We start from the raw sequence: 25,179 nt of genomic DNA on the forward strand, positions 1-25,179 counted from the left end.
CGGCTTGTTGCGTCAAGGCAGGCGCAGCCGTAAGATCGTCGCCATGAAAAAGATCATCCTGCTGACACTCGCCGCGCTGATCCTCATCGCGGGTGGCGTGTTCTATTATCTGTCGCGCCCCGATGTCGCGCGCCTGCCGGAAACCGCGCTTGAAGGGCGTGAGCCCGAGTTCACGCCAGCGCGCAAGCAGATCCTCCCCACCGTCATGATCGCCAAGCCGGTGGGGTGGGCCGATGGCGCCGCGCCAGTGGCCGCGCGTGGTCTCGTCGTGCAGCGTTTCGCAGCCGGTCTCGATCACCCTCGCCAGATGCTGCGCCTGCCCAATGGCGACATTCTGGTGGCGGAGACCAATAGCCCGCCCCGCAAAGCCGGTGGCATCCAGGATTGGATCATGGGCAAGCTGATCGGCTTTGCCGGCGCTGGCGGCGTGTCCGCCAATAGCATCACGCTGCTGCGCGATACCAATGGCGACGGCATTGCCGAGCAACGGCATGTTCTGCTGGAAGGGCTGAACTCGCCCTATGGCATGGCGCTGATCGACGAGACGCTCTACGTCGCGAACACCGACAGCCTGATGGCCTTCCCCTACAAGCTGGGCGAAACGCGGATCACCGTGGAAGGCCGCAAGGTCGCCAATCTTCCCGCCAATGCGCCCAATAATCACTGGACGCGTAGCCTTGCAGCAAGCCCCGACGGCAAGCTCTATGTCGGCGTCGGCTCGAACAGCAATATCGCCGAGAACGGGCTGGACGCGGAGGATTATCGCGCCGCTATTCTGGAGATCGATCCGCGCAAGGGCGAGGCGAATATCTTCGCCAGCGGCCTGCGCAACCCCACCGATCTGGCCTGGAACCCGTGGACCGGCTCGCTCTGGGCGGTCGTCAACGAGCGGGACATGCTGGGCTCGGACCTCGTGCCGGATTACATGACCGACGTGGAATTCGCGGCCTTCTACGGCTGGCCGTGGAATTACTGGGGCGGCTATGTCGACCGGCGCGTGCAGCCGCAGCGCGATGATCTGCGCGAATATACCCGCCGCCCGGCCTTTGGTCTGGGCACGCACACGGCGCCACTGGGCCTGGCCTTCACGCCGGGGTCCGCGCTTGGCGCACCGTTCAATCAGGGGGCCTTCGTGGCCCTGCATGGCAGTTGGAACCGCAAACCGCCCAGCGGCTACAAGGTTTCCTATGTTGCCTTTGACGATCGCGGCCGGCCGCAGGGCAAGCTTGTCGATCTTCTCACCGGCTTCCTCAACAAGGACGGGCAGGCGCAGGGTCGGCCGGTCGACGTGCTCGTCGCCGCCGATGGATCGGTGCTGGTCAGTGACGATGTCGGCGGGATTATCTGGCGTGTGAGCAATTCCGCAAGACCGGCCGCCGCGCCGACGCCGGAGCGCGCGCCCGCCTCCTGAGCCCTTCACGCAAATGATCGGACCCGGTGCTCCTGCGAAAGCAGGGGCCTAGGGCGGCTCAGCTCCTCGGCCGCGCCCTGGACTCCTGCTTTCGCAAGAGCACGGCCTTTATAGCAGCGCCCCGCCCGGTCGTTCAGCGGTCGAGCGTAATGCCCGCCCGGCCCGCCAGTTCCACCACATATTGCCAGGCGACCCGGCCTGAGCGGCTGCCGCGCTGGGTTGCCCACTGGATCGCGGCCAGTGGATCGACGTCCAGGTCATAGCGGGCGGCGTAGCGGCGCACGATGGCGACATAGGCATCCTGATCGAGCGCATGGAAGCCGAGCGACAGGCCGAACCTGTCGGATAGGGCCATCCGGTCGTCCACGACGTCGCGGGGGTTGATCGGGTCATCCTGCTCGCCCATGGAGCGCGGCACGATGTGGCGTCGGTTGGAGGTCGCATAGAGCCGCACATGGCTCCCGCGCGCACTGGCGCCACCCTGCAGCAGCGAGCGCAGCGCTCGTGCATCGGCGCCGAAGTCACCGTCGAAACCAAGGTCGTCGATGTAGAGGACGATCGGCCGGTGGGCGGCGCGCAGCAGCGAGAACAGCGTTGCGAGGCTGCGCAGATCGTCCGTCGCGATCTCGACCATCGCGAGCGGAAGCCCTTCCTTCTGCACCTGGCCGACACAGGCGGCGACCGTGGCCGACTTGCCCGTGCCCCGCGCACCCCACAGCAGAATGTCGTGCGCCGCATGGCCCCGCGCGAGGCGACGGGTATTCTCAAGGCAAGCCTCTTTCTGCGCGTCGATGCCGGTCAGCAGGGCGTAGTCGATCGGCTCGAAGCCCTCGATAGGCACCAGCATCTTCCCATCCCATCGATAGGCCGGATGCGCTTCCAGGTCCGGGGTGGCGGCGGCATTCGGCGCAAGCCGTTCGAGCGCGGCGGCGATCCGCGCGAGCGCATCGTCCATGGACGGTGTGGACATGGCATTTCCCTCGGTCATCATGGATTGAGCCGTGGCGGGCCGTTCCCGCGAGGTCAAGACGCGAAGGCCGGCGGCACCGGTCTCCGCCCCGTCGCCGCCACGCTATCATGCCGCTTCAATGTGTCACGCGGCGCGGCTATAGGCCGCACATGTCCCGCGCCACCCGGTCCCTCGAAACGCGTATTCGCGCCTATGACAGCGCCGGGCTGGCGGAAGCCGCCGCGCTGATCATGGCCGGCGAACCGGTCGCCGTGCCCACCGAGACGGTTTACGGTCTCGCCGCCGATGCGACCAACGATCTCGCCGTGGCGCGCATCTATGAGGCCAAGGGTCGCCCGTCCTTTAATCCCCTGATCGTCCATGTCAGCGATGTTGCGATGGCGCGCCAGCTGGTGTCGTTCAACGCCATGGCACAGGCGCTGGCCGAGGCATTCTGGCCCGGCGCGCTGACTATGGTCCTGCCGCGCCGTCCCGATAGCCCCGTCGCCGGGCTCGCCAGCGCCGGTCTTCCCACGCTGGCGGTGCGGCTGCCATCGCATCCGGCAATGCGCGCGCTCATCGACGCGGCGGGCGTGCCGTTGGCCGCCCCCTCGGCCAATCGCTCCGGCGCGATCAGCCCGACCCGCGCCAGCCATGTGCTGGCCAGCCTTGGCGGGCGTATCCCGTTCATCCTCGATGCCGGGCCAGCCAGCGATGGCGTGGAATCGACCATCGTCGAGCCGCTTGACGATGCGATCATCCTGCTGCGGCCCGGCCCCGTGACCCCGGAGCGCCTCGAAGCGATCACCGGACGACCGGTGCGCGCACCGGCAGCCAGTGCAGGGATTACCGCACCCGGCCAGCTCGAAAGCCATTATGCGCCATCCAAACCCTTGATGCTCAACTGCACGGACCCTGCGCCGGGCAGCTTCCACATTGGTTTCGGTCCGGGACCATCCCAGCGCAACCTCAGCCCGAGCGGTGATCTGATCGAAGCCGCCGCGCATCTGTTCGCCGCTCTGCACGAAGCAGACGAGAGCGCAGCGGCGCGCATTTCGGTGGCGCCGATCCCGTCTGAAGGGCTCGGCCTTGCCATCAACGATCGTCTGCGGCGCGCGGCTGCGTGAGGTCGGCCTGAGCAGTGAGTCGGTCGAAAATATGCGGGACGGGCGGGGGCGATCGACCGCTGGCCATCCTCGCGAATCTCGCACATGTGGCAGGCAGCGGCGGCTCATGCACGGTTTGCCGCTGGCTGGTTTGCGGTTTTTGAAGAGTTCGTGAAGGCTCGATTGTCAAATCCATGCGTTATGCACGGACGCGGCAAATCCAGTTGGCGTGTCGGCAGTAAACGGAGGACTGAATAATTGATCGCCTTATCCAGAGTTGATCTCGATTCTTCGTTGATCTTCGTTGCATTTTTTACACTTGCGGCTGCACTTTTGACACTTCGTGCCGTTTCTGCGCCGCATCGTATTTCTCGGCCAGTGTCCGAGGAGGTGCACGAGTTTTTGGGCGCTTCGTTCGGCGCGCTTTTCGCCACGGCGCTGGTGACCTGGCAGATCGGCTCGGTCATCCCCATCTTCCTCGCCGCGATCACGCTGGTCGCCATCGCGCGCTATTATCTCGTGCGTTTCAGCATGCCGGGCATCCTCTGGCTGACCGGCGCGGGGCTTGGCAGCGTGATGACGAGCCTGTGGGGCACGCTGTTCATTCTCGAAGCCGGTCTGCCGCCGTTGCTGATGGTGCTGGCCTTCGCCGCGCTCGGGCTGACGCTGTTCGCCTTCCTTGCCAATCTCATCGCCAGCGTAGCGCGCGAAGCGGTGCTGACGCATGAGCGCTGGCGCTTGCCGGTGGCGATTCCCTCATCCGATCCTGCAGCCGCGCATCTCAAGGTCTCGCTGCATCTAGCCTGCTATGCCGAACCGCCCGAGATCGTGATCGAGACGATGAACCGTCTCGCCGCGCAGGATTATGATAATTTCGAGGTGCTGGTCTGCGATAATAATACGAAGGACGAAGCTCTTTGGAGGCCGCTGGAAGCCCATTGCGCGCGTCTCAATGCGAAGCTGGGTAAGGAGTGCTTCCGCTTCTTCCATGTCGATCCGCTGCCCGGCGCCAAGGCCGGCGCGCTCAATTTCCTGCTCGAGCAGACCGCCTCAGATGCGCAGATCATCGGCGTGATCGACGCCGACTATTATTCCCGCAACGACTTCCTCTCGCGCTTGCTGCCGTTCTTCGCCGATCCGAAGCTCGGCTATATCCAGACGCCGCACGACTATCGCGATTATGAGGGCAATGACTATCTGAGCGCCTGCTACTGGGAATATATGCCGGTCAACAAGGTCGATTACCCCGGCGTGAGCGAATATGGCGGCGCCTTCACCATCGGGACGATGTGCCTGATGCGCAAGGATGCGCTGGTGAAAGCCGGTGGCTGGGCGGAATGGTGCCTCACGGAAGATTCTGAAGTCTCCGTGCGCCTGCGCAAGGTCGGCTATGAGGGCCTGTATTTCGGCGAGACCTTTGGCCGCGGCCTGATCCCCGAGACCTTTGACGATTACAAGAAGCAGCGCTTCCGGTGGACGGCGGGTCCGGTGCAGCAGCTGCGCCGTCACTGGCGCCTGTTCCTGCCGGCGCCCTTTGCCGCGCCGCTGCCGGGTTGGACCAAATTGCTGGAAGTCGTGCGCTGCCTCGCGCCGCTGCAGACGCTGGCCGCGCTCGTCGTCAGCGTGGGCGGCATGCTTGCCATGGTCGTTGGGCTGGCCATCGGCGCTATGGAGCCGGTCAAGGTGCCGTCCATCGCCGGTCTGCTGATGCTCATCGGTGCGGCGACATGGTGGGTGCGGCTCGTGCATCGCTATCGCCTGTCCGGCTGCTATGACACTGGCGCCATGGTGTGGGGCGAGATCGCCCGCGCATCGCTCAGCTATGTCGTGCTGGTGGCAGGCATTGCCGGCCTCTCGAATCGCCCGCTCGCCTGGCGACGTACGCCCAAGTTCGCCGGACTGGCCGACGAATCGCCCTTTGCAGCGACCCGGCCAGAGACGATCGCAGGGTGCGCGTCGCTCGCCGTGGCGGTGCTCTGCCTGTTTGCCATCGGGCTGCTTGGCACGGGCGTCGCGCTCCTCAGCTTTATCGGCTTCGTGTCGCTGGCCCTGCGCTTCTTCTGTGCACCGTTGATGGCGGCGACGGCCATTCGTGCCTCCCGCCCGGCGCCCAGGCCGTCTCGCCCGCGCTACATTCCGCGGGATGCGCGCGTCGCCGTCAGCCGCGTCTGGGAAAGCTGAGTTTTTGGAAATCGCGGGGGAGGGCGGCTAATCCTGCCCTCCCGCCCTCCTGCCTCATTCGCAATAATAAGGGTCGTAGCGCGCCTTGCATTTGCGCCGAAGTTCGCGACCCCGTTCCCGATCCGCTTCGTCGCCGCTGACCGTTGCCCAGTCAGCCATTTTCGCACCGGCATCGACCGGCGCCTTGGCCACCTTATAGGCCGTGCGGGCGACGCAGCCCTGCAGGGTGAGCGGTCCAAGCACGCTCGCGGCGATCAGCAGGGCAGGTCGAACCATGGCAGCCTCTCCAATGTCCATCAGGGACAGGTGCCTTGTCTGAGCGGCTTCCCGCCGTCGCGCAAGCCTGCTGCGCCGGAATGGCCGCCGTTTCCCCTCAGTTTCGCAGGCGGTCGGCAAAGCCCTTGCGCAGCTTCTGCAGCTTGGGTGGGATCACCGCCATGCAATAAGGGTTCCGGTCGCCGACCCGATCCCAATATTGCTGGTGATAATCTTCGGCAGGATACCAGGTGGCCAGCGGCTCGATCTTCGTGACGATAGGGTTCGGCCAGTCCGCCTGTGCCCGTCCCATGGCAGCGCGTGCTTCAGCCTCCTGCTCGGCATCGTGCGGGAAGATCGCCGAGCGATATTGGGTGCCGATGTCATTTCCCTGCCGGTTCAGCGTCGTCGGGTCATGCGTGGCGAAGAAGATATCGAGCAGATCACCATAACCGATCACGGCCGGATCATAAGTGATGCGGATCGCTTCGGCATGGCCCGTGCTGCCCGAGCAGACCTCCTCATAAGTGGGGTTGGGTTTGCTGCCACCGATATAGCCGCTCTCGACGGACTCGACGCCTGCGAGATTTTGATAGACCGCTTCTGTGCACCAGAAGCAGCCGCCGGCCAGCGTAGCAGTCGCGCTCATGAGGGGGCGTCCTTTCGAGGAGGGGTGTGTTGCCTCAAAGATAGGAAGTCGGTGGCGGGGTGCAAAGGGGCGCGCCCAGTCAACCTGCCGTTCGTGTCGAGCCCTTCGACTGCCCGCAGGCGGGCGCTCAGGATAAACTTCAGCTGCAAGCTGAAGTCGAGACACGTCAAGCACAGTGGCAAAGTGTCTCGACTTCGCTCGACACGAACGGGAACGGGAACGGGAATCCGCTGGCCGTTGCCTAAAGGCGCAGCCCCGTCGTCTCCGGCAGGCCCGCCATCAGGTTGAGGTTCTGCACGGCCGCACCGGATGCGCCCTTGCCGAGATTGTCGAGCGCCGCGACCAGTCGGATCTGCGCGCTGTTTTCGTCCGCAAAGACGAACAGGCGCATGATGTCCTTGTCCCGCAGCAACTCGATGGGGAGCGTCGCAGCCTCATAGCCATCCGCCACGCTGATGATCGGCGAGCCTGCATAATGCTCGGCCAGTGCTGCGCGCATGGCGCGGGCATCCGTGCCATTGGTCAGCAGATCGCTATGCAGCGGCACGTCCACGATCATGCCGGAATAGACCGGCACGACAGCCGGCGCGAACAGCGGGCGATGCGTCAGGCCGCAGCGGGCCTGCATTTCGGGCACATGCTTGTGGCCTAGGCCAAGCGCATAGGTGCGGAAGGCACTCGGCGCGCCATCAGCGCCCTCATATTCGGCGATCATGGCCTTGCCGCCGCCGGAATAGCCGGAGGCGGCGTTGCATGTGAGCTGCGTCTCGGCGGGGATGATGCCGGCTTGCACCAGCGGCGCCACCAGTGCGATGAAGCCGGTCGAGTAGCAGCCGGGATTGCTCACGAAACGGGCTTGCGCGACCGCATCATGGCCGGAAACTTCCGGCATGCCATACACCCAGCCATCGGCCACGCGATGCGCCGTCGAGGCGTCGATCACCCGCGTGCGATCATTGGCGATCATCTGCACGGATTGGCGCGCCGCGTCGTCGGGCAGGCAGAGGATGACGATATCGGCGGCGTTGATCGCTTCGGCGCGCGCGCCATCGTCCTTGCGGGCGGCATCGCCCAGCGTGATGAGATCGAATTCGCTGCGCCCCTCCAGCCGGTCCCGGATCTGGATGCCGGTGGTCCCGGCGGCGCCGTCAATGAAAATCTTTGTCATGTCGTAATCCTGCGCCGGCCTGTCACCGGCTGCTCATGCGTGTCGCGGAGCCGCGCGACGACATCGTCCAGCGGCTCGATGGTCACGGCCATCGCGTGGGCATTGGCATGGATCAGGCGCTCGCCATCCACCATCAGCCCCACATGGCCGGGGAAGAAGATGATGTCGCCTCGTCGGAGCGCGGCATTGTCGCCCAGCGCCTCGCCGATGGCCTCGGCCTGCTGGTCGGTATCGCGCGGTGCGTTGATACCACAGGCAGCCAGAGCGATCTGCACCAGCCCCGAGCAATCGAGCCCAAGGCCCCGGCCACCCCATATATAGGGCGCGCCCAGATGGCGCTCCGCGACGGCAACCCAGTCGCTCTCGACATCCGCGAGAGTGCGGACGTGCCGCTGATGGACAAATCCTTCGGCGATGGCGAGAAAATCGCCCTGCACCGTAGCCGCCAGTTTGGCACCGGCGGGCAGCAGCATCTGCACCGAGGATTTGATATCGGCCGCCGCGAACAACGGCGTGATGCCGTGTGCGACATGGCTGGTCTCGACAGGTTCGCCCAGCGCATCCAGCGGCACATAGCCGACATAATGATCATGGCCGCAATAGCCCCAGGCCCAGCCGGCGCGGGCATCGAGCATGTGAAAGCTCTCGCCATAGAGCAGCTCGCTCACGGCGCTCGCGGCGGCATCTGGGGCGGCGCGCAGCATCGTGGCGGCCACGACGCAACCGCGGGGCACGGGCGCGGCATAATGGGGCGCGAAATACAGATCGGCGAGGGCCACATCGGCCAGATCGGGCCGGATCGCGCGCACGCGCGGATCGTAGCTGCGGGATGTCCCGTCCAGCTTCACGCTCTTGCGTTCGGGCGACGACGCCACGCTAGTCCCGGCGATGGTCTGTTTCATCGGCGCCCCCTGCGGCAAAACAGGCCGAAAGGTCAAGGGATACCCGACCGCAACGGTGCATCCCGGCCCCCCGGCGCAGACGCCCGGATCGCTCAATCCCCCGACTGTCCGTAGCGCTTTTGCAGCATGGCAAAGGTCGCGCGCAAACCGAGCGCTTCGCCGCCCTTGGGGCGGCCCGGTTTGGCGGTCGGCCGCCATGCAAAGGTGTCGAAATGCACCCACGGGGTCTTGTCCGGCACGAAGCGCTGGAGGAACAGCGCCGCCGTCGAGGCCCCCGCAAACGGGGTTTCGCCGCTGTTGGAGAGGTCCGCAATGTCGCTCTTGAACAGGTCGTTGTAGGGCGCCCAAAGGGGCAGGCGCCACAGCGGATCGTCCACGTCGCTGCCACAGCTGGCCAGCGTGGCCGCCAGCGCATCGTCATTGGTGAACAGCGCAGGCAGGTCCGGGCCGAGCGCGACCCGCGCCGCACCGGTCAGCGTCGCGAAGTCGATAATGAGTTCGGGCTTATCTTCGCCGGCCCGCGTCAACGCGTCGCCGAGCACCAGCCGTCCCTCTGCATCGGTATTGCCGATCTCCACGGTCAGGCCCTTGCGGCTGCGCAGCACATCGCCGGGGCGGAAGGCATTGCCAGCGATGGCGTTCTCGGCGACCGGCAGCAGCAGGTGCAGGCGCACCGGCAGGCCCGCACCCATTACGAGATCCGCCAGTGCCAGCGCATGGGCCGCGCCCCCCATGTCCTTCTTCATCAGCCGCATGCCCGATGCAGGCTTGATATCAAGGCCACCGGTATCGAAGGTGATCCCCTTGCCGACCAAAGCGATGCGCGGATGCTCCTCACGGCCCCAGACCAGCTCGATGAGGCGGGGCGCATTGGCGCGGTCTGCCGCGCGACCGACGGCGTGGATCATCGGATAGCCCGATTCCAGCGCATCGCCCCGCGTCACGGTCATGGTGGCGCCATGGCGTTCGGCAACCGCACGGGTCTGCGCCTCGATCTCGTCCGGGCCCATTTCGGCTGTCGGTGTATTGACCATATCCCGCACCAGCGCCGTCGCGCGGGCCTGCGCGGCGGCACCGTCAATGGCGCCGGGCTGGCCGGTGAGCAGAACGCAAGGCCCCTTGGCCGCCGGCTTCGCTTTGTAGCGCTCGAAGCGATATTGCGCCGTCATCCAGCCGAAGATGGCTGGGCCGGGCTCCCGCTCGGCCAAGCGATAGGTTCCGGCGGGCAGCACGCCCGGCAGTTTGGCAAGGCACCAGCTGGAGAGCGATTCGACATTGGCGACATATGTCACCACGCTCCAACCATCGGGCTTTTCCCCGGGCATGATGGCGTGGGCATAGGCCTTTGGCTGGTAATTCTGCGCCACGAGCGCGGCGCGTTCCCGCTCGGTCCGTCCAGCGAGCCATTGCTCATGGCTGGCGGCATCGATGAGATGGATGAGATGGGCGGTCTGGCCCGTGTCGGGGCGCACGAGATCGGCTGGGTCCGTCATAATGCAGGGTTAGAGTGCGCAAGGGGCCTCGGCAAGCGCCGGCTGATCCGTTAGGCTCGCCCCATTCGTGAAAGGATTGCCCCATGGCCCCCATCAAGACCGCCACTCTGCTCAGCCTTTGCATCGCGCTGGCCGCCTGCGGCAATGAGACCGTCGCCAACAATATGCAGGCGCCGGTAGAAAATGCGGCCAACGCAGCCGAGCCCGCCAATGCGATGCAGGCCAATGCCGTGGCGGGCAAGTCGGTGGCGTTCACCAAGGGCGAATCCGAATTTCGCGTCAGCTGGCCCGCCGCGGCGGCGGCCATCGCCCCGCTCGATGCCATGCTGCAAGAGAGCGCGGAGAAGCAGCGCAAGGAAACGGAGGACGGCATCCGGGCAGAAGAAGCCTCCGCAAAGGAAGCCGGCTATCCCTTCCGTGGCTATAGCTACACCGAGGACTGGTCCGTGGCAGCCGACGTGCCGACGCTGCTCGTTCTGCGCAGCGAAGGCTATAGCTATACGGGCGGCGCGCACGGCATGCCACTGGTCAAGGTGCTCTACTGGGACAAGGCTGGGAACAAGGCGCTGGAGGCCAGCGACCTGTTCGACATTGCTGCGCTAGGCCGCGCCGTTAAAGACCGCTTCTGCGCGGCTTTGGACGCCGAGCGCACCAAGCGGCGCGGCGAGCCGGTCGGCAGCGGCGAGGGCAGCCCGATCCCCGAATTCGACCAATGTGTCGATCCAACCAAGCAGACGATCATTGCCGCGACGTCAGGTGGCGGCGCGCTCAACCGCCTCCACTTCGTGATCATGCCCTATGAGGCCGGACCCTATGCGGAAGGGATCTACGAGATCGAAGTGCCGGTGGATGCGGCAGTGCTGGGCGCGGTGAAACCGGCCTGGAAGGAGGCCTTCGCGGCGGCACAGTAGGCCCGCAATCCCCACCTCCCGTTCGTGTCGAGCGAAGTCGAGACACACAAGCACCGCTCTTCCCGTGTCTCGACTTCAGCCTAACGGCTGAAGTTTATCCTGAGCGCCCGCCTGCGGGCAGTCGAAGGGCTCAACACGAACGGGAGGCTGGAAAGCTTCGTCAGACCGAAATCGGTACGCCAAACAGGTCGTGCTCATCCGCATCCTCAATCTCGACCGAGACGAAATCACCCGCCGACAGCCCCGGATCCACATCGCGCAGATAGACATGCCCGTCGATCTCCGGCGCGTCAGCCTGGCTGCGGCCGGTCGCCCCCACACTGCCGTCCTCATCCGGTTCGCCAACCTCGTCGATAATCACAGGCAGCGTCCGGCCGATCTTGGCGGCGAGCTTCGCTGCTGAAATCCGCGCGCAGGCGTCCATGATCCGCTGGAAGCGCTCTTCCTTAATCTCGTCCGGCACATGGTCGGGCAGGGCATTGGCCTGCGCCCCTTCCACCGGCTCGAAGCGGAAGGCGCCGACGCGGTCGAGCTGCGCTTCCTCCAACCAGTCGAGCAGATATTGGAAGTCCGCTTCCGTCTCGCCGGGGAAGCCGACGACGAAGCTGGAGCGGATCGCGATATCCGGGCAGATTTCCCGCCAGCCGCGCAGGCGCTCCAGCACCTTGGCCTCGTTGGCGGGGCGCTTCATGGCGCGCAGCACATTGGGCGCGGCGTGCTGGAAGGGAATGTCGAGATAGGGCGTCAGCAGCCCCTCCGCCATCAGCGGGATCACCGCGTCGACATGCGGATAGGGGTAGACATAATGCAGCCGCACCCAGGGCTGCTCGCCCTGCGGCGTGCGCAGGCCGCCCAACGCGCGGGCGAGGTCGGTCATGTGGGTGCGGACCGGTTCGCCCTTCCACAGCCGCTCCTCATGGCGCACGTCCACGCCATAGGCAGAGGTGTCCTGGCTGATGATCAGCAGTTCCTTGGTGCCCGCCGCGACCAGCTTCTCCGCCTCGCGCAGCACCGCGTCGATCCGCCGGCTGGCGAGCTTCCCGCGCAAATCGGGGATGATGCAGAAGGCGCAGCTGTGGTTGCAGCCCTCGCTGATCTTCACATAGCCATAATGGCGCGGGGTGAGCTTGAGGCCACCCTCGGGCACCAGATCGACAAAGGCATTGGGGACGGGCGGCGCGGCATCATGCACCGCATTGACCACATCCTCATATTGATGCGCCCCGGTGATGGCGAGAACCTCCGGGAAGCGGGCGCGGATCAGCTCGGCTTCATTGCCCATGCAGCCGGTGACGATCACGCGGCCATTCTCGGCGATGGCTTCGCCAATCGCCTCGAGGCTTTCTTCCTTGGCGCTGTCGAGGAACCCGCAGGTATTCACCAGCACCACGTCCGCGCCATCATAGTCCGGGGACAGGGCGTAACCATCGCTCCTCAGCTTGGTGAGGATACGTTCTGAATCGACCAGCGCCTTGGGACAGCCGAGCGAGACCATGCCCACCTTGGGCGCGTCGGGAATTTTCAATGCCATGATTGCGCGCGCATATAAGGCGCCGGCAAGCAAAAGGCGAGTCGTCCCGCACGGTCCATTGACGCGTTACGCCGGGTTGGGGCTGGGCGGTGTTTCGCCGTCGTTGGGAATGATCTCGATGATCATGTCGCCCGCATAGAGCATCGCAGCCTCTGGCTCCCAAAAGCCATAGGCGCGCCCGGCACGATAGAGGCGCACGCCCAAGCCGGTCTGGATCGCGCTCAGCGGTTCGCCCACCTCGGCCTGCGCGACCCGTCGCTCGCGCAGCTGCACGCGCCCGCCCGATGCCGCAAGATCGGCCATATAATCGGCGATATGAGCGCCCTGGCAGGAACCGGCGAGCAGCAATCCGGCGAAACTGACCGGGTTGATGACCGTCGTCGCACCCGCCTGGCGGGCGAGCGACTCATTATCCGGCGCCCGCACGACGACACTCAACGGAATATCGGGCGCGAGGTGGCGAGCCGTCAGCGTCACGAGGATCGAGGTGTCGTCGCGTCCGGCCGAGACGATCATGGCCTGCGCTTCTTGAACGCGCACGTCCATCAAAGTTTGGTCGCGCGTCGCATCCCCTTTCAGGATGTTGCAGCCAGCAGCCTCGGCCAGCGCCAGTGATTCGTCGCTGCGCTCGATGACGACGATGCAGCGTGGGTCGGTGCCGCGCGCCACCAGCTCCCGCACCGCCTCGGAACCGCTCGTGCCGAAGCCGGCGACGATGATGTGGTTGGTGAGGGACTTCTGGATCTGCGACATGCGCCACCTGTGCCAAACATTGCGGAAAACGAACTGATAGGCCGTGCCAAGAAAGATCAGCCAGACGAAGATGCGCGCCGGGGTAACGAAGATGCTCTCGAACAGCCGGGTGCGGTCCGTGACCGGCACGATGTCGCCATAACCCACGGTGGTGACCGTCACGGCGGTGAAGTAGACGACATCGCCAAAGCTGACCTCCCCGTCGAGATTGTCGCGCAGCCCGTCCCGCTCGAACCAGTGAACCATCAGAACAAAGGTCGCGAGGATCAGGATCGCACCCACCCGCCACGCGAGGTCCGCCCAGACCGGCAGGGACGAGCGCCGTCGCAAAAAGGCGCGCGGCGGCACGCGGGGATCGTCGCGCTGGAACATCACCGGCCTTGTGCCAGCGGGGAGGGCAGGGTGCAAGGCGAGGTGGGGGCAGGGGTGAACCTTCTCCCCTCATCTTCCAAGAAGGGGCTTCAGACCACTGCCGTTATTCCCCGGCCCCCGCCAGCCCCGCTTCCAGCGCCGTCAGCAATTCATAGTGCGTCAGGTCGTAGTGCAGCGGCGTCACAGAGACATAACCCTCCGCCACCGCCGCGAGGTCGCTTGCTTCCGGTGCTGAGTCGCTGTGGTGCAGGCCGAACCAGAAATAATCATAACCGCGCGGATCGGTGCCTGGCACGATGCGGGTGCGGTCGATGTCGTAGAAGCCCTGCCGCGCGACCTTGATGCCCTTGATCGCGCTGGCGGGTAGGGCCGGGAAGTTCACGTTGATGAGTGTGCGTTCCAGCGCATCCTGCTTGAGCAGCGCACGGACTACCCGCTCGCCCCAGGCCTCGGCCGCCTCGAACGGAATGCTGTCGCCCAGCCCCTCGCGCGAGTAGACCTGGCTCAGCGCGATCGAGCGCACGCCGGAGATCGCGCCTTCCATCGCCGCCGAGACGGTGCCGGAATAGGTCACGTCCTCGCCCAGATTGGCGCCGCGATTGACGCCGGAGAGCAGCAGGTCGGGCTTCTGGTCCTTCATCAGATGCCCCACCGCCATCATCACCGCATCGGTGGGCGTGCCGGAGACGCTATAATGCTTCTCGCCATGCTGGCGCAGGCGCAGCGGGCGGGAGAGTGTCAGGCTATGCCCGGCGCCTGATTGCTCCTCCATCGGTGCGACGATCCAGATGTCGTCGGAGAAGCAGCGGGCAATCTTTTCCAGCACCTTGAGGCCGGGCGCGTTCACGCCGTCATCATTGGTGAGCAGGATGCGCATCAGGCCGGCGTCAGCACTTTGAGGCCGCCGGTATAGGGTAGCAGCGCCTCAGGCACGGTCACGCTGCCATCGGCATTCTGGTAATTCTCCAGCACCGCCACCAGCGTCCGCCCCACGGCGAGACCCGATCCGTTGAGCGTGTGCAGGAAGCGCGTGCCCTTCTCACCCTCAGGCCGGTAGCGGGCATTCATGCGCCGGGCCTGAAAGTCGCCGCAGGTCGAGACGGAGCTGATCTCGCGATAGGTCTGCTGGCTCGGCAGCCAGACTTCCAGATCGAAGGTCTTGGTGGCCGAGAAGCCCATGTCTCCCGCGCACAGCAGCATCCGGCGATAGGGCAGGCCCAGCGCCTCAAGAATGCCCTCGGCGGATGTGAGCATATGCTCATGCTCCGCCGCTGCCTGATCGGGCGTGCAGATCGCCACCAGCTCGACCTTCTCGAACTGGTGCTGGCGAATGAACCCGCGCGTATCGCGTCCGGCCGATCCCGCCTCCGAGCGGAAGCAGGGCGTGAGCGCCGTGAACCGCATCGGCAGCGCAGCCTCGGTCAAAATCTGCTCGCGCACGAGATTGGTGAGGCTGACTTCCGCCGTGGGGATGAGCCAGTGGCCGGTCGTAGTGCGGAACAGGTCTTCGGCGAACTTGGGCAACTGCCCGGTGCCGAACACCGCCTCATCGCGCACCAGCAGCGGCGGATTGACCTCGGTATAGCCATTGGTCTCCGTCTGCCGGTCGAGCATGAATTGCGCGAGCGCCCGGTGGAGCCGCGCCATCTGCCCCCGCAGCGCCGCAAAGCGCGCGCCGGACATGGCAGCCGCGCCCTCGAAATCGAGACCCAGCGCGGGACCGAAATCGGCATGGTCCTGCGGCGTGAAGTCGAAGCTGCGCGGCGTGCCCCAGCGGTGCACTTCCACATTGCCCGCCTCATCGACGCCATCGGGCACGTCTGCGGCGGGCAGATTGGGAATGGCGGCGAGGTGGCTCTGCACAGCCTCCGCCAGCGCCTTCTCCTGCGCCTCCAGCTCGGGCAGGCTGGTCTTGAGTGTCGCGACCTCCGCCTTCAGCGCCTCGGCTGTCTCCTTGTCGCCCTTCGCCATCGCCTGGCCGATGGCCTTGCTGGCCTCGTTGCGTCGCGCGAGGCCTTCCTGCACCTGCGTGGCGACGGCGCGCCAGCGCGTGTCCTCCTCGCCGATGGAGGCGGCGACCGGCTCCATACCACGGCGGGCGAGGGCGGCGTCGAAGGCGGCGGGATTGTCCCGAATGGCTTTGATATCATGCATGGCGCACCGCCTATGCCCCGCGCGCCATGGCCGATCAAGCGGCCAGCGATCTCCCAGTGGTGGGGACGCGACTGGCACCGCCGCCCAAGCTTGGCGAGGGCAGCGGTAATCGGCTCGTTCGGCCGCCGATTCATGGCGGATTCGGCCGTTGTTCAGTCATCGTTCAATGCGCGGGAAACAGTGCTTGTTTCACTCTCGGCTGCGCTCTATAGGCGCCGCGAGAGCGCCGGAAATCGGCGACTTGATCGACGCGGAGAAGTGAATGGCCTCGCTTGCAGATTCGTCGGATAAAAACGGCTCGAAAGGCTCGGGGATCGATCTTCCCGAGGGCTATCGGCCTTCCGCAGACGAAGAGTTTATGGGGCCGCTGCAGCTGGAATATTTCCGCCGCAGGTTGCTCGATTGGAAAAAGCAAATTCTCGCCGAGGCAGAGGGCACGCTCGCCACGCTGCAGAGCGAACCGCTGCGCGAGCCCGATCTCAACGATCGCGCCTCCAGCGAAACGGACTGGTCCATCGAGCTGCGCACCCGCGATCGCCAGCGCAAGCTCATCTCGAAGATCGACGCCGCGTTGCGCCGCATCGACGATGGCGAATATGGCTATTGCGAAGTGACCGGTGAGCCCATCTCGCTCGGTCGCCTTGAAGCCCGCCCCATCGCGACCATGACCGTCGAGGCGCAGGAGCGCCACGAACGGCAGGAAAAAGTCTCCCGCGACGATTGATCACACGACTGGCAGCTCTCCTCCCGATAGCTTGCATGTCTGCGCAGGGCGCGCCGCCGATGAGCGGCGTTCGGCCGCTTGCCTTCCTGACTGATCAACTAGCGTTGATTGCGCGTGCGCGGTTCAGTGCTCGCGGGCTTTCTATTCTCTCGCGAGGCTGTCAACGGTGCCGGGCTGCCGCCTTCGCTCGGGGAGCATCCTTGTGCCCTAACCCGCGCGCTCACACCCGCCTACGGCAGTCAGCCCGCAATGACAGCAGGATTCTGCTGCATCTATACTCGCGCCAATGTCCAGAAACGAAAAAGCGGAGGAGAGCTGCTTCTAAGCGCTCGATCCTCCGCTTTGTCCCGTCGCCCGTGCCGGTCTTCCCGGCGGCTCCCTCTCCGAAGTAATCTTGTAAGAGCGATGGAGACGGGCCTGCCTAATGCAGTTTTATACAAAAAAAAAGGGCCGACCTCGTGAGAGATCGGCCCCTTGAGTCTTAGGAGAGGATGCCTGAAAGGCAGTTTCTAAATAGCACATCCTTTTTTTGCTGCAAGTGCGAAAAACGAAACTCGCTGATGCAAAAATGTAATTTAGATATACGCCTTTGATCTAAAAGAGAAAAAATTTTCGCCGGAGGGGAAACCTTCTTCATCTCTCTCACCGCTGGGTTTTATCTCGCGCCCGCGAGAGGTGACGGAATCAACCGGGGATCGCCTCAAAGAAGCGAAAAAAATTCAAAGAAACCCGCCATTTTCTGATCATGGATGAGGGCGCCTTGCTCCTAGCTGAACATTGCAATCGAATGCAATGTCGCCCTTGTTCGCGAATCACCTGCCCGCTTCGACGATCAGATGTCGCCGCTGAAGGTGTCGCACTGGGCAGGGTCGCCGGAGTCGTAGCCCCGACGCAGCCAAGCCACGCGCTGGGCGCTGGTGCCGTGGGTGAAGCTGTCCGGCACCGGCCGGCGCCCGGCGTCCTTCTGCAGCGTGTCATCGCCGATCGCGGCGGCAGCGCGCAGGCCTTCCTCAAGATCGCCAGTTTCCATCAGACCGGTACGGCGTCCCCACACCCCTGCGTAGCAATCGGCCTGCAGCTCGATGCGGACCTGCAGCGCATTGGCTTGTGCTTCGCCCAGCTGCTGCTGCTTTTTGTTCACATCATCCAGTCGGCCCTCCAGATGCTGGACATGATGCGCGACTTCATGGGCGATCACATAGGCCTGGGCGAAGTCGCCCGGCGCGCCGAAGCGCTGCTGCAGTTCCCGGAAGAAATCCGTGTCGAGATAAATCTTCTCGTCGAGCGGGCAGTAGAATGGTCCCATGGCCGATTGCGCCGCCCCGCAGCCCGAGCGCCCGCTTTGCGCGTAGAAGGAGAGGATGGTGGGCTTGTAGGTCTGGCCACTCTGCCGGAAGAGATCGCCCCAAACCCGTTCGGTGGTGTTGAGCACCTTGAGCGAGAAGCTCTGCATCTGTGTCAGCTCTCCCTCCTGACCCGTAGGAGCGCCCTGCTCGGTCGCCGGCTGGGAGGTATCTCCGCCGGTCAGCAGCCCGCCGCCGCTGAAGCTGATGAAGGCGAACACGGCGAGCGCGATTACCACCCCGCCGCAGCCGAAGCGGCTGCCGATCATCGGCAGCAACATGCCGAGCAGATTGCCGCCCCCGCCGCCGAAACCGCCCCCGCCGCCACGCTGGATCTCGTAGTTGCTGCTTTCCCGTTCGTCGTCGAGCCGCATTCTCGTCCCTTCCCCAGCGCGTGCTTGCATGATCACGCCATGATCGATGTGTCGGGAAATTCTCCCCGCTGCGACGGTGAAATGCAACAAGGCTAGGAACTATCCCAACGCCCCGGCAATTCTGTGGGGATCGCGACATCCGGTCCCCGCTCGGCGCTGGTGGACGGCCGGGGAATGGGATATTGCATCGCACCATGGATATGCCGACTCCGCGTCGCCGCGGCGGCCATGCGCCGCTCCCTTTGCCCGATCAGGTCGCACTGGTCCTCCAGGGCGGAGGCGCGCTGGGATCGTATCAGGCCGGCGTGATCGAGCGGCTGGCGGCGCTTGGCATCGGGATCGACTGGGTCGCGGGCATCTCCATCGGCGCCGTCAATGCCGCCATCATCGCCGGCAACACGCCCGATCAATGGGTGACGCGTCTGACCGAGTTCTGGACTCTCGTCAGCAGCGGCCTACCGAACATTTGCCTGCCCGAGGACGATCATCTGCGCGAGGGCGCACATCTCGCCGCCGCCGGCGCCGTGCTGCTCGGGGGCGTACCAGGTTTCTTCCGCCCGCATTTTCTGCAGCCCCTATGGGCGCCGCCCGGCACGACGGAAGCGATCAGCTATTACGACACGGCGCCCTTGCGCGAGACGCTGGACGGGCTGGTCGACTGGGACCGGGTCAATCACGGTCCCATGCGGTTTTCCATTGGCGCAGTGGATATCGAGAACGGCAATTTCGTCTATTTCGACAATCAGGACCCGCAATGGCGGGGCCGGATCGATGCCCGCCATGTCATGGCTTCCGGTGCCCTGCCGCCGGGACTCCCGCAGGTGGAGATTGACGGCCGCCATTATTGGGATGGGGGCCTGGTCTCCAATACCCCGCTCAGTCATGTCCTCGAGCACCAGTCCGGTGATCTGCTGATCTTCCAGGTCGATCTCTTCCCGGCAGAAGGGCCGCTGCCGCGCGAAATGAGCGATGTCTGGTCGCGGCAAAAGGATATTCAATATTCCAGCCGCACCCGGCAGGTGACGGACCGCTTCCTGCGTACCCGGCGGGAGCATGAGGCGATCCGCGCGCTGCTGGATCGCTTGCCGCAGGACGTCGCCCAAACATCCGAGGCGCGGCGGCTGGCGGGGATGATCGAGGAAGGATCGGTCAACATCATCCATCTCATCCACCGCCTGCGCGCCTGGCACAGCGGCGCGCGCGATTTCGAGTTTTCGCGCCGCACGATGCTGGATCACTGGGCGCAGGGCGATGCTGCCGTCGCCGCCGTGCTCTCGCACGGGACCCAGCTTATCGCGGAAAACATCGTCAGTGGCCGCAGCGCAACCTTCGACCTCGCGCTGACCGGTCAGATCAAGGAGAAGCAGGCATGAGTTTGAAGGGCAAGACAGCGCTGATCACCGGCTCCACATCAGGCATCGGCCTTGCTTATGCCAAGTCGCTGGCGGCCGAGGGCGTCAACCTCGTCATCAACGGCTTTGGCGATGCAGACGCCATCGAGAAGGAGCGGCTGGCGCTGGAGCAGGCGAGTGGTGCGAAGGCGATCTATTCCGGCCATGATCTCACCAAGCCGGAGGAGATCGAGGCGATGATGGCGCAGGCGGCGGAGGCCTTTGGCGGCGTCGACATCCTCATCAACAATGCCGGCACCCAGCATGTCGCGCCCGTTGAGGAATTCCCGCTCGACAAGTGGAGCCTCATCATCAAGCTCAATCTGGAATCCGCCTTCCACACCACCCGGCTTGCCGTGCCCTATATGAAGCAGCGCAAATGGGGCCGGATCATCCAGACCGCCTCTGCGCATAGCCTCGTCGCCTCGCCGTTCAAGTCGGCTTATGTGACGGCCAAGCACGGCCTTGCCGGCTTCACCAAGACGATCGCGCTGGAGTTGGCGACCTTTGGCATCACCGCCAACTGCATCTCGCCGGGCTATGTCTGGACCCCGCTGGTCGAGGGCCAGATTCCGGACACGATGAAAGCGCGCAACATGACGCGCGAGCAGGTGATCAACGATGTTCTGCTGGCTGGCCAGCCGACCAAGGAGTTCGTGACGGTGGAGCAGGTCGCCGCCATCGCGATGTTCCTCTGCTCGGATCCCGCGAGCAACATTACCGGCGCGAACATCAGCGTGGATGGCGGCTGGACCGCTGCCTGAGGGCTAGAATTACGACAGCTAGATAGAAGTGCGTGCTCCTGCGCAGGCAGGAGCCCAGGGCGCAGCCGCATGTCCTTGCCGCCCTAGGCTCCTGCCTGCGCAGGAGCACTAATCGCAATTTTAGTTGTGGTGGGGAACGGGGGGGGCTTACCCCCAAACGTCCTTGGCCCCTCCCTGGGGGAGGGAGGGGCCGTCGGGGACTGTGGGAGAGTATCAGCGCCGTGGGAGAGTAACGCTGATGAGGACTGTATAGCCCCCACTTGTCACGAGACTTTGTCGCAATCGGCGGAGTTTGTATCAATGTGTCGCAGCCGACGCGACGGGCTCAGTTACCGCTGCCGCCCAGCACGTTGATCGTGAAGGCCAGTACGCCCAGATTGAAGACAAAGGCGGCGAGGCAGTGGATCGTCGCCACGCGCCGGACCGAGGTGGAGGTCACCGCCACGTCCGAGGTCTGGAACGTCATGCCCAGCGTGAAGCTGAAGTAGACGAAATCCCAATAGGTCGGCTCCTTGGTGCCGGGAAAGTCGAAGCCGCGCGCGTCCGCGCCGCCCTCGTCATCTGTGTCGCCCTCGCTCCGCACGTAGAACATATGGACATAATGGAGCGCGTAGACCATGTTCGAGAAGATCCACGCCAGCGCCAGGGTGGCGATGACCAGCGCCATGGCCTCGACGCCGGGATCGTGCCGGTTCTCAAGTTCGGAGAAGATTGCGACGAGCACCACCAGCGAGACCGCGCCGGTGATCCCCAGCAGCAAGGTGCGATTGGCATCGTTCCGCGCAGCCGACTGGCGCATCTGATCCGGCCCGGCGCGGGCCAGCAAAGGCCAGACGGACAGCAGAAAGATGCCGGCCGCGATATCGAATCCCGCCATCATGGCATGACGCCAGCCCAAGACCGGATGCAGCAGCGGCAGGCTGACAAGCAGGATCGCCGCAAAAGCGAGGAAGCGTATGGGCGCAAGGCGCCGTCCAAGGTCAAGAGCCATCGGTGCGACTATAGCGGGCGAAATTGCCTGCCGAACCTTGTTTCTTCATCTGCTAGCGCCGGCGCGCATCGCCTTTCGGGCTTACCAATCCCTGACTTTCCCGTTCTACAACCCAAGTCACGTCCAGGCCCTTCTATGCGCCAAGGTTAGGAACTTTAGCAGAGTACGGCTTGGCTCCGCAGAATTCGGGCGCATCCAATGACGCCCGCATTCCGCCTAATGCAACCCGCGCCTCAGAGCTTGCTCGTCAACTCCGGCACGATCTGGAACAGGTCGCCCACCAGTCCGACGTCGGCCACTTGGAAAATCGGCGCATCCTCGTCCTTGTTGATGGCGATGATGGTCTTGGAGTCCTTCATGCCGGCGAGGTGCTGGATGGCGCCGGAAATGCCGACGGCGATGTAGACGTCCGGCGCCACGATCTTGCCGGTCTGGCCGACCTGATAGTCATTGGGCACGAAGCCCGCGTCCACCGCCGCCCGCGAGGCGCCGACGGCGGCGCCGAGCTTGTCGGCCAGCGGCTCGATGAGCGCCTTGTAATTTTCGCCGCTGCCGACGCCACGACCGCCCGAAACGATCACCTTGGCGCTGGTCAGCTCAGGCCGCTCCGAGGCTGCCACCTCGGCGGACACGAAGCGCGCGGTGCCGGCATCGCCGGTGCCGGACACGGCCTCCATCGGGGCCGATCCGCCCTCGGGCGCCGCCTTGTCGAAGGCGGTGCCGCGCACGGTGATCACCAGCTTGGCGTCGCTCGTCTTCACCTGCGCGATGGCGTTGCCGGCATAGATCGGGCGCGTGAACGTGTCCGGCCCATCAACCGCGATGATGTCCGAAATCTGCATCACGTCGAGCAAGGCGGCGACGCGCGGCGCGATGTTCTTGCCGGTGGTGGTGGCAGGCGCAAGGAAGGCGTCGTGATGCCCCATGAGATCGACGATCAGCGGCGCGACATTCTCCGGCAGCTGATGCTCCAACGCGGCGTCGTCGGCGAGATGAACCTTGGTCACGCCCGCGATCTTCGCGGCCTGCTCGGCCACGGCGGCGCAGCCCTTGCCTGCGACCAGCAGATGCACCTCGCCCAGCTTGGCAGCGGCGGTCACGACCGGCAGGGTCGCATCCTTGAGGGTGGCATTGTCATGCTCGACCAGAACCAGTGTCTTCATTATCCTGTCCCTTCATCCGCATCCCGTTCGCTTCGAGCGAAGTCGAGAAGCGTTGTGCGCGGCGTGTCTCGACTTCGCTCGACACGAACGGAAAAGTGATCGGTCGCTCAGGCGACCCCAAGCACCTTCAGCTTCTCCACCAGCTCATCGACGCTGTTCACCTTCACGCCCGCCTGCCGCTTGGCCGGCTCGGTCACCGTCAGTGTCGTCAGCCTCGGCGTCATGTCCACGCCGTAGTCGGCCGGCGTCTTCTGCGCGAGCGGCTTGGACTTGGCCTTCATGATGTTGGGCAGCGAGGCATAGCGCGGCTCGTTCAGGCGCAGATCGGTCGTCACGATGGCCGGCAGCTTGAGCGCCACCGTTTCCAGCCCGCCGTCCACTTCGCGCGTCACGTTCGCCGTATCGCCCGAGACCTCGACCTTGCTGGCGAAGGTGCCCTGCGCCCAGCCGAGCAGCGCGGCGAGCATCTGGCCGGTCTGGTTGCTGTCATCGTCGATCGCCTGCTTGCCGAGAATCACCAGCCCCGGCTGCTCCTCATCGACAATCGCCTTCAGGAGCTTGGCCACCGCCAGCGGCTCGGCCACGCCCTCATGCGTGATCAGGATCGCGCGGTCCGCGCCCATGGCCAGTGCCGTGCGCAGCGTCTCCTGCGACTTCGCCTCGCCGATGGAGACCGCGACGATCTCGGTCGCGACGCCCTTTTCCTTCAGGCGAATGGCTTCCTCGACGGCAATCTCGTCAAAGGGGTTCATGCTCAGCTTGACGTTGGCAAGGTCCACACCGGACCCGTCCGCCTTCACGCGCGGCTTGAGATTGTAATCGAGCACCCGTTTTACGGGGACGAGGATTTTCATCTGCGCTCTCCTTAAGACATTCAAATGTTAGTTGACGTTCACGTTAACGTCAACCGTGCGCGAGACTGGCGAATTCCGCCATGAGGGGTTGGAACTGCTCCATGGGCGGGAAGGTCTCGAAGCTGTGTCTGGCTTTCGTGACCGCCCAGGGCAGCGCTTCCGAGGTATAGGTTTCGAGGAAGGGTGGGTCCGTCGGTGGCACGTCCAGCAGGGTCGTGCGCACGTTGACGATCTCGTCCATGCCGTCCGGCCGCGTGAACACCCAGCTCAGGCAATGGTCGCAGAAGAAATGCCGGGTTGCCCCGTGCAATCCACCGATCACCGGCTCCCCGGCGATTACCTCGAAACCGGTGGAGAGATAGCAGCTACTCAGCGAGAAGGCGCTCGCCGTCATCAGCTGGCAGCCGCGGCAGTGGCAGGCCGCCGTGAATAGCGGCGCTCCGGTCACCCGGAAGCGCAGCTTGCCACAACGGCAACCGCCCTCTGCCGCGCCCTGCATCAGGCCAGTGCCTTCACCTCGGCCACGATCTTCTTGGCGGCATCGCCCAGATCGTCGGCCGGCACGATGGCGAGGCCGGAATTGGCGAGGATTTCCTTGCCCTGCGCCACATTGGTGCCCTCAAGCCGCACAACCAGCGGCACCGAGAGATTCACTTCCTTGGCCGCTGCGACAATGCCCTCGGCAATGATATCGCAGCGCATGATCCCGCCGAAGATGTTGACCAGAATGCCCTTCACTGCCGGGTCGGAGAGGATGATCTTGAACGCCGCCGTCACCTTCTCCTTGGAGGCGCCGCCGCCCACATCGAGGAAGTTGGCCGGGAACATGCCATTGAGCTTGATGATGTCCATCGTCGCCATGGCAAGGCCCGCACCGTTGACCATGCAGCCGATGTCGCCATCCAGCTTGATGTAGGCGAGGTCGTACTTGCTCGCTTCCAGTTCGGCGGGGTCTTCCTCGGTCTCGTCGCGCAGGTCCATCAGGTCCGGGTGGCGGAACAGCGCATTGCCGTCGAAGCCGACCTTGGCGTCGAGCACCTGGATCTTGCCGCCGGCGATGGCGAGCGGGTTGATCTCGATCTGGCTGGCATCGGTGCCGAGGAACGCCTTGTAGAGCGCGCCGGCGACCTTGCTGGCCTGCTTGGCGAGATCACCGGAAAGCTCCAGCGCGGCAGCCACGCGGCGGCCATGATGCGGCATGAAGCCGGTCGCCGGGTCGATGGTGATGGTGTGGATCTTCTCGGGCGTGGAGTGCGCCACTTCCTCGATGTCCATGCCGCCCTCGGTCGAAGCGACCATGGCGATGCGGCCGCTGGCGCGGTCCACGAGGAGGGCGAGGTAGAATTCCTTTTCGATGTCGACGCCATCGGTGATGTAGAGGCGGTTGACCTGCTTGCCGGCCTCACCGGTCTGGATGGTCACCAGCGTGTTGCCGAGCATGTCCTTGGCATGCGCCTCGACTTCCTCGATCGTCTTGGCCAGCCGCACGCCACCCTTGGCATCCGGACCCAGCTCCTTGAACTTGCCCTTGCCGCGTCCGCCCGCGTGGATCTGCGCCTTCACCACATAGAGCGGGCCGGGGAGCGACTTGGCGGCCTCGACGGCTTCCGCCACGGTCAGCGCGGCATGGCCGGCGGGGACGGGGGCGCCAAATTTCGCGAGCAGTTCCTTGGCCTGATATTCATGGATGTTCATGGGTGCAGTATCCTGAGCCTGAGAAGAGGTTGGCCGCGCCATAGC

Annotated in this window: 23 protein-coding genes; 7 read left to right on the plus strand and 16 right to left on the minus strand. The window is 64.8% G+C overall.

Features of this window, described 5'->3' with window-relative positions:
- Window positions 1-43 precede the first annotated feature (43 nt).
- Entirely contained in the window at window positions 44-1,411 is a 1,368-nt protein-coding gene (locus M2333_RS01435; RefSeq protein ID WP_264610631.1) for a PQQ-dependent sugar dehydrogenase, read from the plus strand.
- A gap of 133 nt (window positions 1,412-1,544) precedes the next feature.
- Here the strand turns inward: M2333_RS01435 and M2333_RS01440 are convergent, their stop codons facing one another.
- The gene (locus M2333_RS01440; RefSeq protein WP_264612538.1) at window positions 1,545-2,366 is read right to left on the minus strand and encodes an ATP-binding protein; all 822 of its coding nucleotides are present in this window, start codon (window positions 2,364-2,366) and stop codon (window positions 1,545-1,547) included.
- Window positions 2,367-2,530: 164 nt separating this feature from the next.
- On the opposite strand from M2333_RS01440, the gene M2333_RS01445 reads away from it, so the two are divergent.
- Window positions 2,531-3,487 carry an L-threonylcarbamoyladenylate synthase gene (locus tag M2333_RS01445; protein WP_264610632.1) on the plus strand — a complete coding sequence of 319 codons (957 nt, stop codon included), beginning with the start codon at window positions 2,531-2,533 and terminating at the stop codon, window positions 3,485-3,487.
- 357 nt (window positions 3,488-3,844) lie between these two features.
- The gene (locus tag M2333_RS01450; protein WP_264610633.1) at window positions 3,845-5,647 is read left to right on the plus strand and encodes a glycosyltransferase; all 1,803 of its coding nucleotides are present in this window, start codon (window positions 3,845-3,847) and stop codon (window positions 5,645-5,647) included.
- A gap of 54 nt (window positions 5,648-5,701) precedes the next feature.
- Here the strand turns inward: M2333_RS01450 and M2333_RS01455 are convergent, their stop codons facing one another.
- The 5 genes from M2333_RS01455 to M2333_RS01475 all read right to left on the minus strand — a co-directional run bounded on the left by M2333_RS01455 (window position 5,702) and on the right by M2333_RS01475 (window position 10,114).
- Window positions 5,702-5,923, minus strand: coding sequence for a hypothetical protein (locus tag M2333_RS01455; protein ID WP_264571045.1), 222 nt, complete (start codon window positions 5,921-5,923; stop codon window positions 5,702-5,704).
- A 97-nt stretch (window positions 5,924-6,020) separates the two neighbouring features.
- Window positions 6,021-6,551, minus strand: a complete 531-nt coding sequence (gene msrA, locus M2333_RS01460) for a peptide-methionine (S)-S-oxide reductase MsrA (protein ID WP_264610634.1) — start codon at window positions 6,549-6,551, stop codon at window positions 6,021-6,023.
- A 241-nt stretch (window positions 6,552-6,792) separates the two neighbouring features.
- A complete protein-coding gene (gene argC / locus M2333_RS01465) occupies window positions 6,793-7,719 on the minus strand; it encodes an N-acetyl-gamma-glutamyl-phosphate reductase (protein WP_264610635.1) in 927 nt (308 codons plus the stop codon).
- Window positions 7,716-8,621 carry a C40 family peptidase gene (locus M2333_RS01470; protein ID WP_264610636.1) on the minus strand — a complete coding sequence of 302 codons (906 nt, stop codon included), beginning with the start codon at window positions 8,619-8,621 and terminating at the stop codon, window positions 7,716-7,718. Before M2333_RS01470 ends, argC begins: the two co-directional genes overlap by 4 nt.
- Before the next feature lie 92 nt (window positions 8,622-8,713).
- Window positions 8,714-10,114 carry a leucyl aminopeptidase family protein gene (locus M2333_RS01475; protein WP_264610637.1) on the minus strand — a complete coding sequence of 467 codons (1,401 nt, stop codon included), beginning with the start codon at window positions 10,112-10,114 and terminating at the stop codon, window positions 8,714-8,716.
- An 83-nt stretch (window positions 10,115-10,197) separates the two neighbouring features.
- Between M2333_RS01475 and M2333_RS01480 the strand changes: the two genes are divergently transcribed.
- Window positions 10,198-11,025 carry a DUF3298 and DUF4163 domain-containing protein gene (locus tag M2333_RS01480; protein WP_264610638.1) on the plus strand — a complete coding sequence of 276 codons (828 nt, stop codon included), beginning with the start codon at window positions 10,198-10,200 and terminating at the stop codon, window positions 11,023-11,025.
- A 160-nt stretch (window positions 11,026-11,185) separates the two neighbouring features.
- On the opposite strand, the gene rimO is transcribed toward M2333_RS01480, so the two are convergent.
- The 4 genes from rimO to serS form a co-directional block, all read right to left on the minus strand.
- Window positions 11,186-12,556 (minus strand): 30S ribosomal protein S12 methylthiotransferase RimO, encoded by a 1,371-nt coding sequence (rimO, locus tag M2333_RS01485; protein WP_264610639.1) that lies wholly within the window; start codon window positions 12,554-12,556, stop codon window positions 11,186-11,188.
- A 66-nt stretch (window positions 12,557-12,622) separates the two neighbouring features.
- Window positions 12,623-13,681, minus strand: a complete 1,059-nt coding sequence (locus M2333_RS01490) for a potassium channel family protein (RefSeq protein ID WP_264610640.1) — start codon at window positions 13,679-13,681, stop codon at window positions 12,623-12,625.
- A gap of 103 nt (window positions 13,682-13,784) precedes the next feature.
- Window positions 13,785-14,558: a 5'/3'-nucleotidase SurE gene (surE, locus tag M2333_RS01495; protein ID WP_264571037.1), complete on the minus strand. Its 774-nt coding sequence runs from the start codon at window positions 14,556-14,558 to the stop codon at window positions 13,785-13,787.
- Window positions 14,558-15,835: a serine--tRNA ligase gene (gene serS, locus M2333_RS01500; protein ID WP_264610641.1), complete on the minus strand. Its 1,278-nt coding sequence runs from the start codon at window positions 15,833-15,835 to the stop codon at window positions 14,558-14,560. Before serS ends, surE begins: the two co-directional genes overlap by 1 nt.
- Window positions 15,836-16,097: 262 nt before the next feature.
- On the opposite strand from serS, the gene dksA reads away from it, so the two are divergent.
- Window positions 16,098-16,559 carry an RNA polymerase-binding protein DksA gene (gene dksA / locus M2333_RS01505; RefSeq protein WP_181560338.1) on the plus strand — a complete coding sequence of 154 codons (462 nt, stop codon included), beginning with the start codon at window positions 16,098-16,100 and terminating at the stop codon, window positions 16,557-16,559.
- 832 nt (window positions 16,560-17,391) lie between these two features.
- On the opposite strand, the gene M2333_RS01510 is transcribed toward dksA, so the two are convergent.
- On the minus strand, window positions 17,392-18,276 hold the full coding sequence (locus M2333_RS01510) for a neutral zinc metallopeptidase (RefSeq protein WP_264610642.1): 885 nt from the start codon (window positions 18,274-18,276) through the stop codon (window positions 17,392-17,394).
- 194 nt (window positions 18,277-18,470) lie between these two features.
- Between M2333_RS01510 and M2333_RS01515 the strand changes: the two genes are divergently transcribed.
- Both M2333_RS01515 and M2333_RS01520 read left to right on the plus strand, forming a co-directional pair.
- Window positions 18,471-19,649 (plus strand): patatin-like phospholipase family protein, encoded by a 1,179-nt coding sequence (locus M2333_RS01515; protein ID WP_264610643.1) that lies wholly within the window; start codon window positions 18,471-18,473, stop codon window positions 19,647-19,649.
- The gene (locus tag M2333_RS01520) at window positions 19,646-20,431 is read left to right on the plus strand and encodes a 3-hydroxybutyrate dehydrogenase (protein WP_181560335.1); all 786 of its coding nucleotides are present in this window, start codon (window positions 19,646-19,648) and stop codon (window positions 20,429-20,431) included. The genes M2333_RS01515 and M2333_RS01520 overlap by 4 nt, the downstream gene beginning before the upstream one ends.
- Window positions 20,432-20,756: 325 nt before the next feature.
- On the opposite strand, the gene M2333_RS01525 is transcribed toward M2333_RS01520, so the two are convergent.
- The 5 genes from M2333_RS01525 to sucC all read right to left on the minus strand — a co-directional run bounded on the left by M2333_RS01525 (window position 20,757) and on the right by sucC (window position 25,134).
- The gene (locus tag M2333_RS01525) at window positions 20,757-21,422 is read right to left on the minus strand and encodes a DUF1345 domain-containing protein (RefSeq protein ID WP_264610644.1); all 666 of its coding nucleotides are present in this window, start codon (window positions 21,420-21,422) and stop codon (window positions 20,757-20,759) included.
- 233 nt (window positions 21,423-21,655) lie between these two features.
- Entirely contained in the window at window positions 21,656-22,585 is a 930-nt protein-coding gene (locus M2333_RS01530) for an electron transfer flavoprotein subunit alpha/FixB family protein (protein ID WP_264610645.1), read from the minus strand.
- 107 nt (window positions 22,586-22,692) lie between these two features.
- The gene (locus M2333_RS01535; RefSeq protein WP_181560332.1) at window positions 22,693-23,439 is read right to left on the minus strand and encodes an electron transfer flavoprotein subunit beta/FixA family protein; all 747 of its coding nucleotides are present in this window, start codon (window positions 23,437-23,439) and stop codon (window positions 22,693-22,695) included.
- A gap of 49 nt (window positions 23,440-23,488) precedes the next feature.
- Window positions 23,489-23,938: a GFA family protein gene (locus M2333_RS01540; protein ID WP_264604922.1), complete on the minus strand. Its 450-nt coding sequence runs from the start codon at window positions 23,936-23,938 to the stop codon at window positions 23,489-23,491.
- A complete protein-coding gene (gene sucC / locus M2333_RS01545) occupies window positions 23,938-25,134 on the minus strand; it encodes an ADP-forming succinate--CoA ligase subunit beta (RefSeq protein WP_264571029.1) in 1,197 nt (398 codons plus the stop codon). The genes M2333_RS01540 and sucC overlap by 1 nt, the downstream gene beginning before the upstream one ends.
- Window positions 25,135-25,179: the final 45 nt, after the last annotated feature.

Source organism: Sphingobium sp. B11D3B (genome assembly GCF_025961735.1).
Classification (GTDB): Bacteria; Pseudomonadota; Alphaproteobacteria; order Sphingomonadales; family Sphingomonadaceae; genus Sphingobium.

Bases quoted from the DNA above. Each gene is read 5' to 3' on its own strand.
- M2333_RS01435 (WP_264610631.1), top strand. From the start codon at position 44: ATGAAAAAGATCATCCTGCTGACACTCGCCGCGCTGATCCTCATCGCG.
- M2333_RS01440 (WP_264612538.1), bottom strand. From the start codon at position 2,366: ATGGACGATGCGCTCGCGCGGATCGCCGCCGCGCTCGAACGGCTTGCG.
- M2333_RS01445 (WP_264610632.1), top strand. From the start codon at position 2,531: ATGTCCCGCGCCACCCGGTCCCTCGAAACGCGTATTCGCGCCTATGAC.
- M2333_RS01455 (WP_264571045.1), bottom strand. From the start codon at position 5,923: ATGGTTCGACCTGCCCTGCTGATCGCCGCGAGCGTGCTTGGACCGCTC.
- msrA (WP_264610634.1), bottom strand. From the start codon at position 6,551: ATGAGCGCGACTGCTACGCTGGCCGGCGGCTGCTTCTGGTGCACAGAA.
- argC (WP_264610635.1), bottom strand. From the start codon at position 7,719: ATGACAAAGATTTTCATTGACGGCGCCGCCGGGACCACCGGCATCCAG.
- M2333_RS01470 (WP_264610636.1), bottom strand. From the start codon at position 8,621: ATGAAACAGACCATCGCCGGGACTAGCGTGGCGTCGTCGCCCGAACGC.
- M2333_RS01475 (WP_264610637.1), bottom strand. From the start codon at position 10,114: ATGACGGACCCAGCCGATCTCGTGCGCCCCGACACGGGCCAGACCGCC.
- M2333_RS01480 (WP_264610638.1), top strand. From the start codon at position 10,198: ATGGCCCCCATCAAGACCGCCACTCTGCTCAGCCTTTGCATCGCGCTG.
- rimO (WP_264610639.1), bottom strand. From the start codon at position 12,556: ATGGCATTGAAAATTCCCGACGCGCCCAAGGTGGGCATGGTCTCGCTC.
- M2333_RS01490 (WP_264610640.1), bottom strand. From the start codon at position 13,681: ATGTTCCAGCGCGACGATCCCCGCGTGCCGCCGCGCGCCTTTTTGCGA.
- surE (WP_264571037.1), bottom strand. From the start codon at position 14,558: ATGCGCATCCTGCTCACCAATGATGACGGCGTGAACGCGCCCGGCCTC.
- serS (WP_264610641.1), bottom strand. From the start codon at position 15,835: ATGCATGATATCAAAGCCATTCGGGACAATCCCGCCGCCTTCGACGCC.
- dksA (WP_181560338.1), top strand. From the start codon at position 16,098: ATGGCCTCGCTTGCAGATTCGTCGGATAAAAACGGCTCGAAAGGCTCG.
- M2333_RS01510 (WP_264610642.1), bottom strand. From the start codon at position 18,276: ATGCGGCTCGACGACGAACGGGAAAGCAGCAACTACGAGATCCAGCGT.
- M2333_RS01515 (WP_264610643.1), top strand. From the start codon at position 18,471: ATGGATATGCCGACTCCGCGTCGCCGCGGCGGCCATGCGCCGCTCCCT.
- M2333_RS01520 (WP_181560335.1), top strand. From the start codon at position 19,646: ATGAGTTTGAAGGGCAAGACAGCGCTGATCACCGGCTCCACATCAGGC.
- M2333_RS01525 (WP_264610644.1), bottom strand. From the start codon at position 21,422: ATGGCTCTTGACCTTGGACGGCGCCTTGCGCCCATACGCTTCCTCGCT.
- M2333_RS01530 (WP_264610645.1), bottom strand. From the start codon at position 22,585: ATGAAGACACTGGTTCTGGTCGAGCATGACAATGCCACCCTCAAGGAT.
- M2333_RS01535 (WP_181560332.1), bottom strand. From the start codon at position 23,439: ATGAAAATCCTCGTCCCCGTAAAACGGGTGCTCGATTACAATCTCAAG.
- M2333_RS01540 (WP_264604922.1), bottom strand. From the start codon at position 23,938: ATGCAGGGCGCGGCAGAGGGCGGTTGCCGTTGTGGCAAGCTGCGCTTC.
- sucC (WP_264571029.1), bottom strand. From the start codon at position 25,134: ATGAACATCCATGAATATCAGGCCAAGGAACTGCTCGCGAAATTTGGC.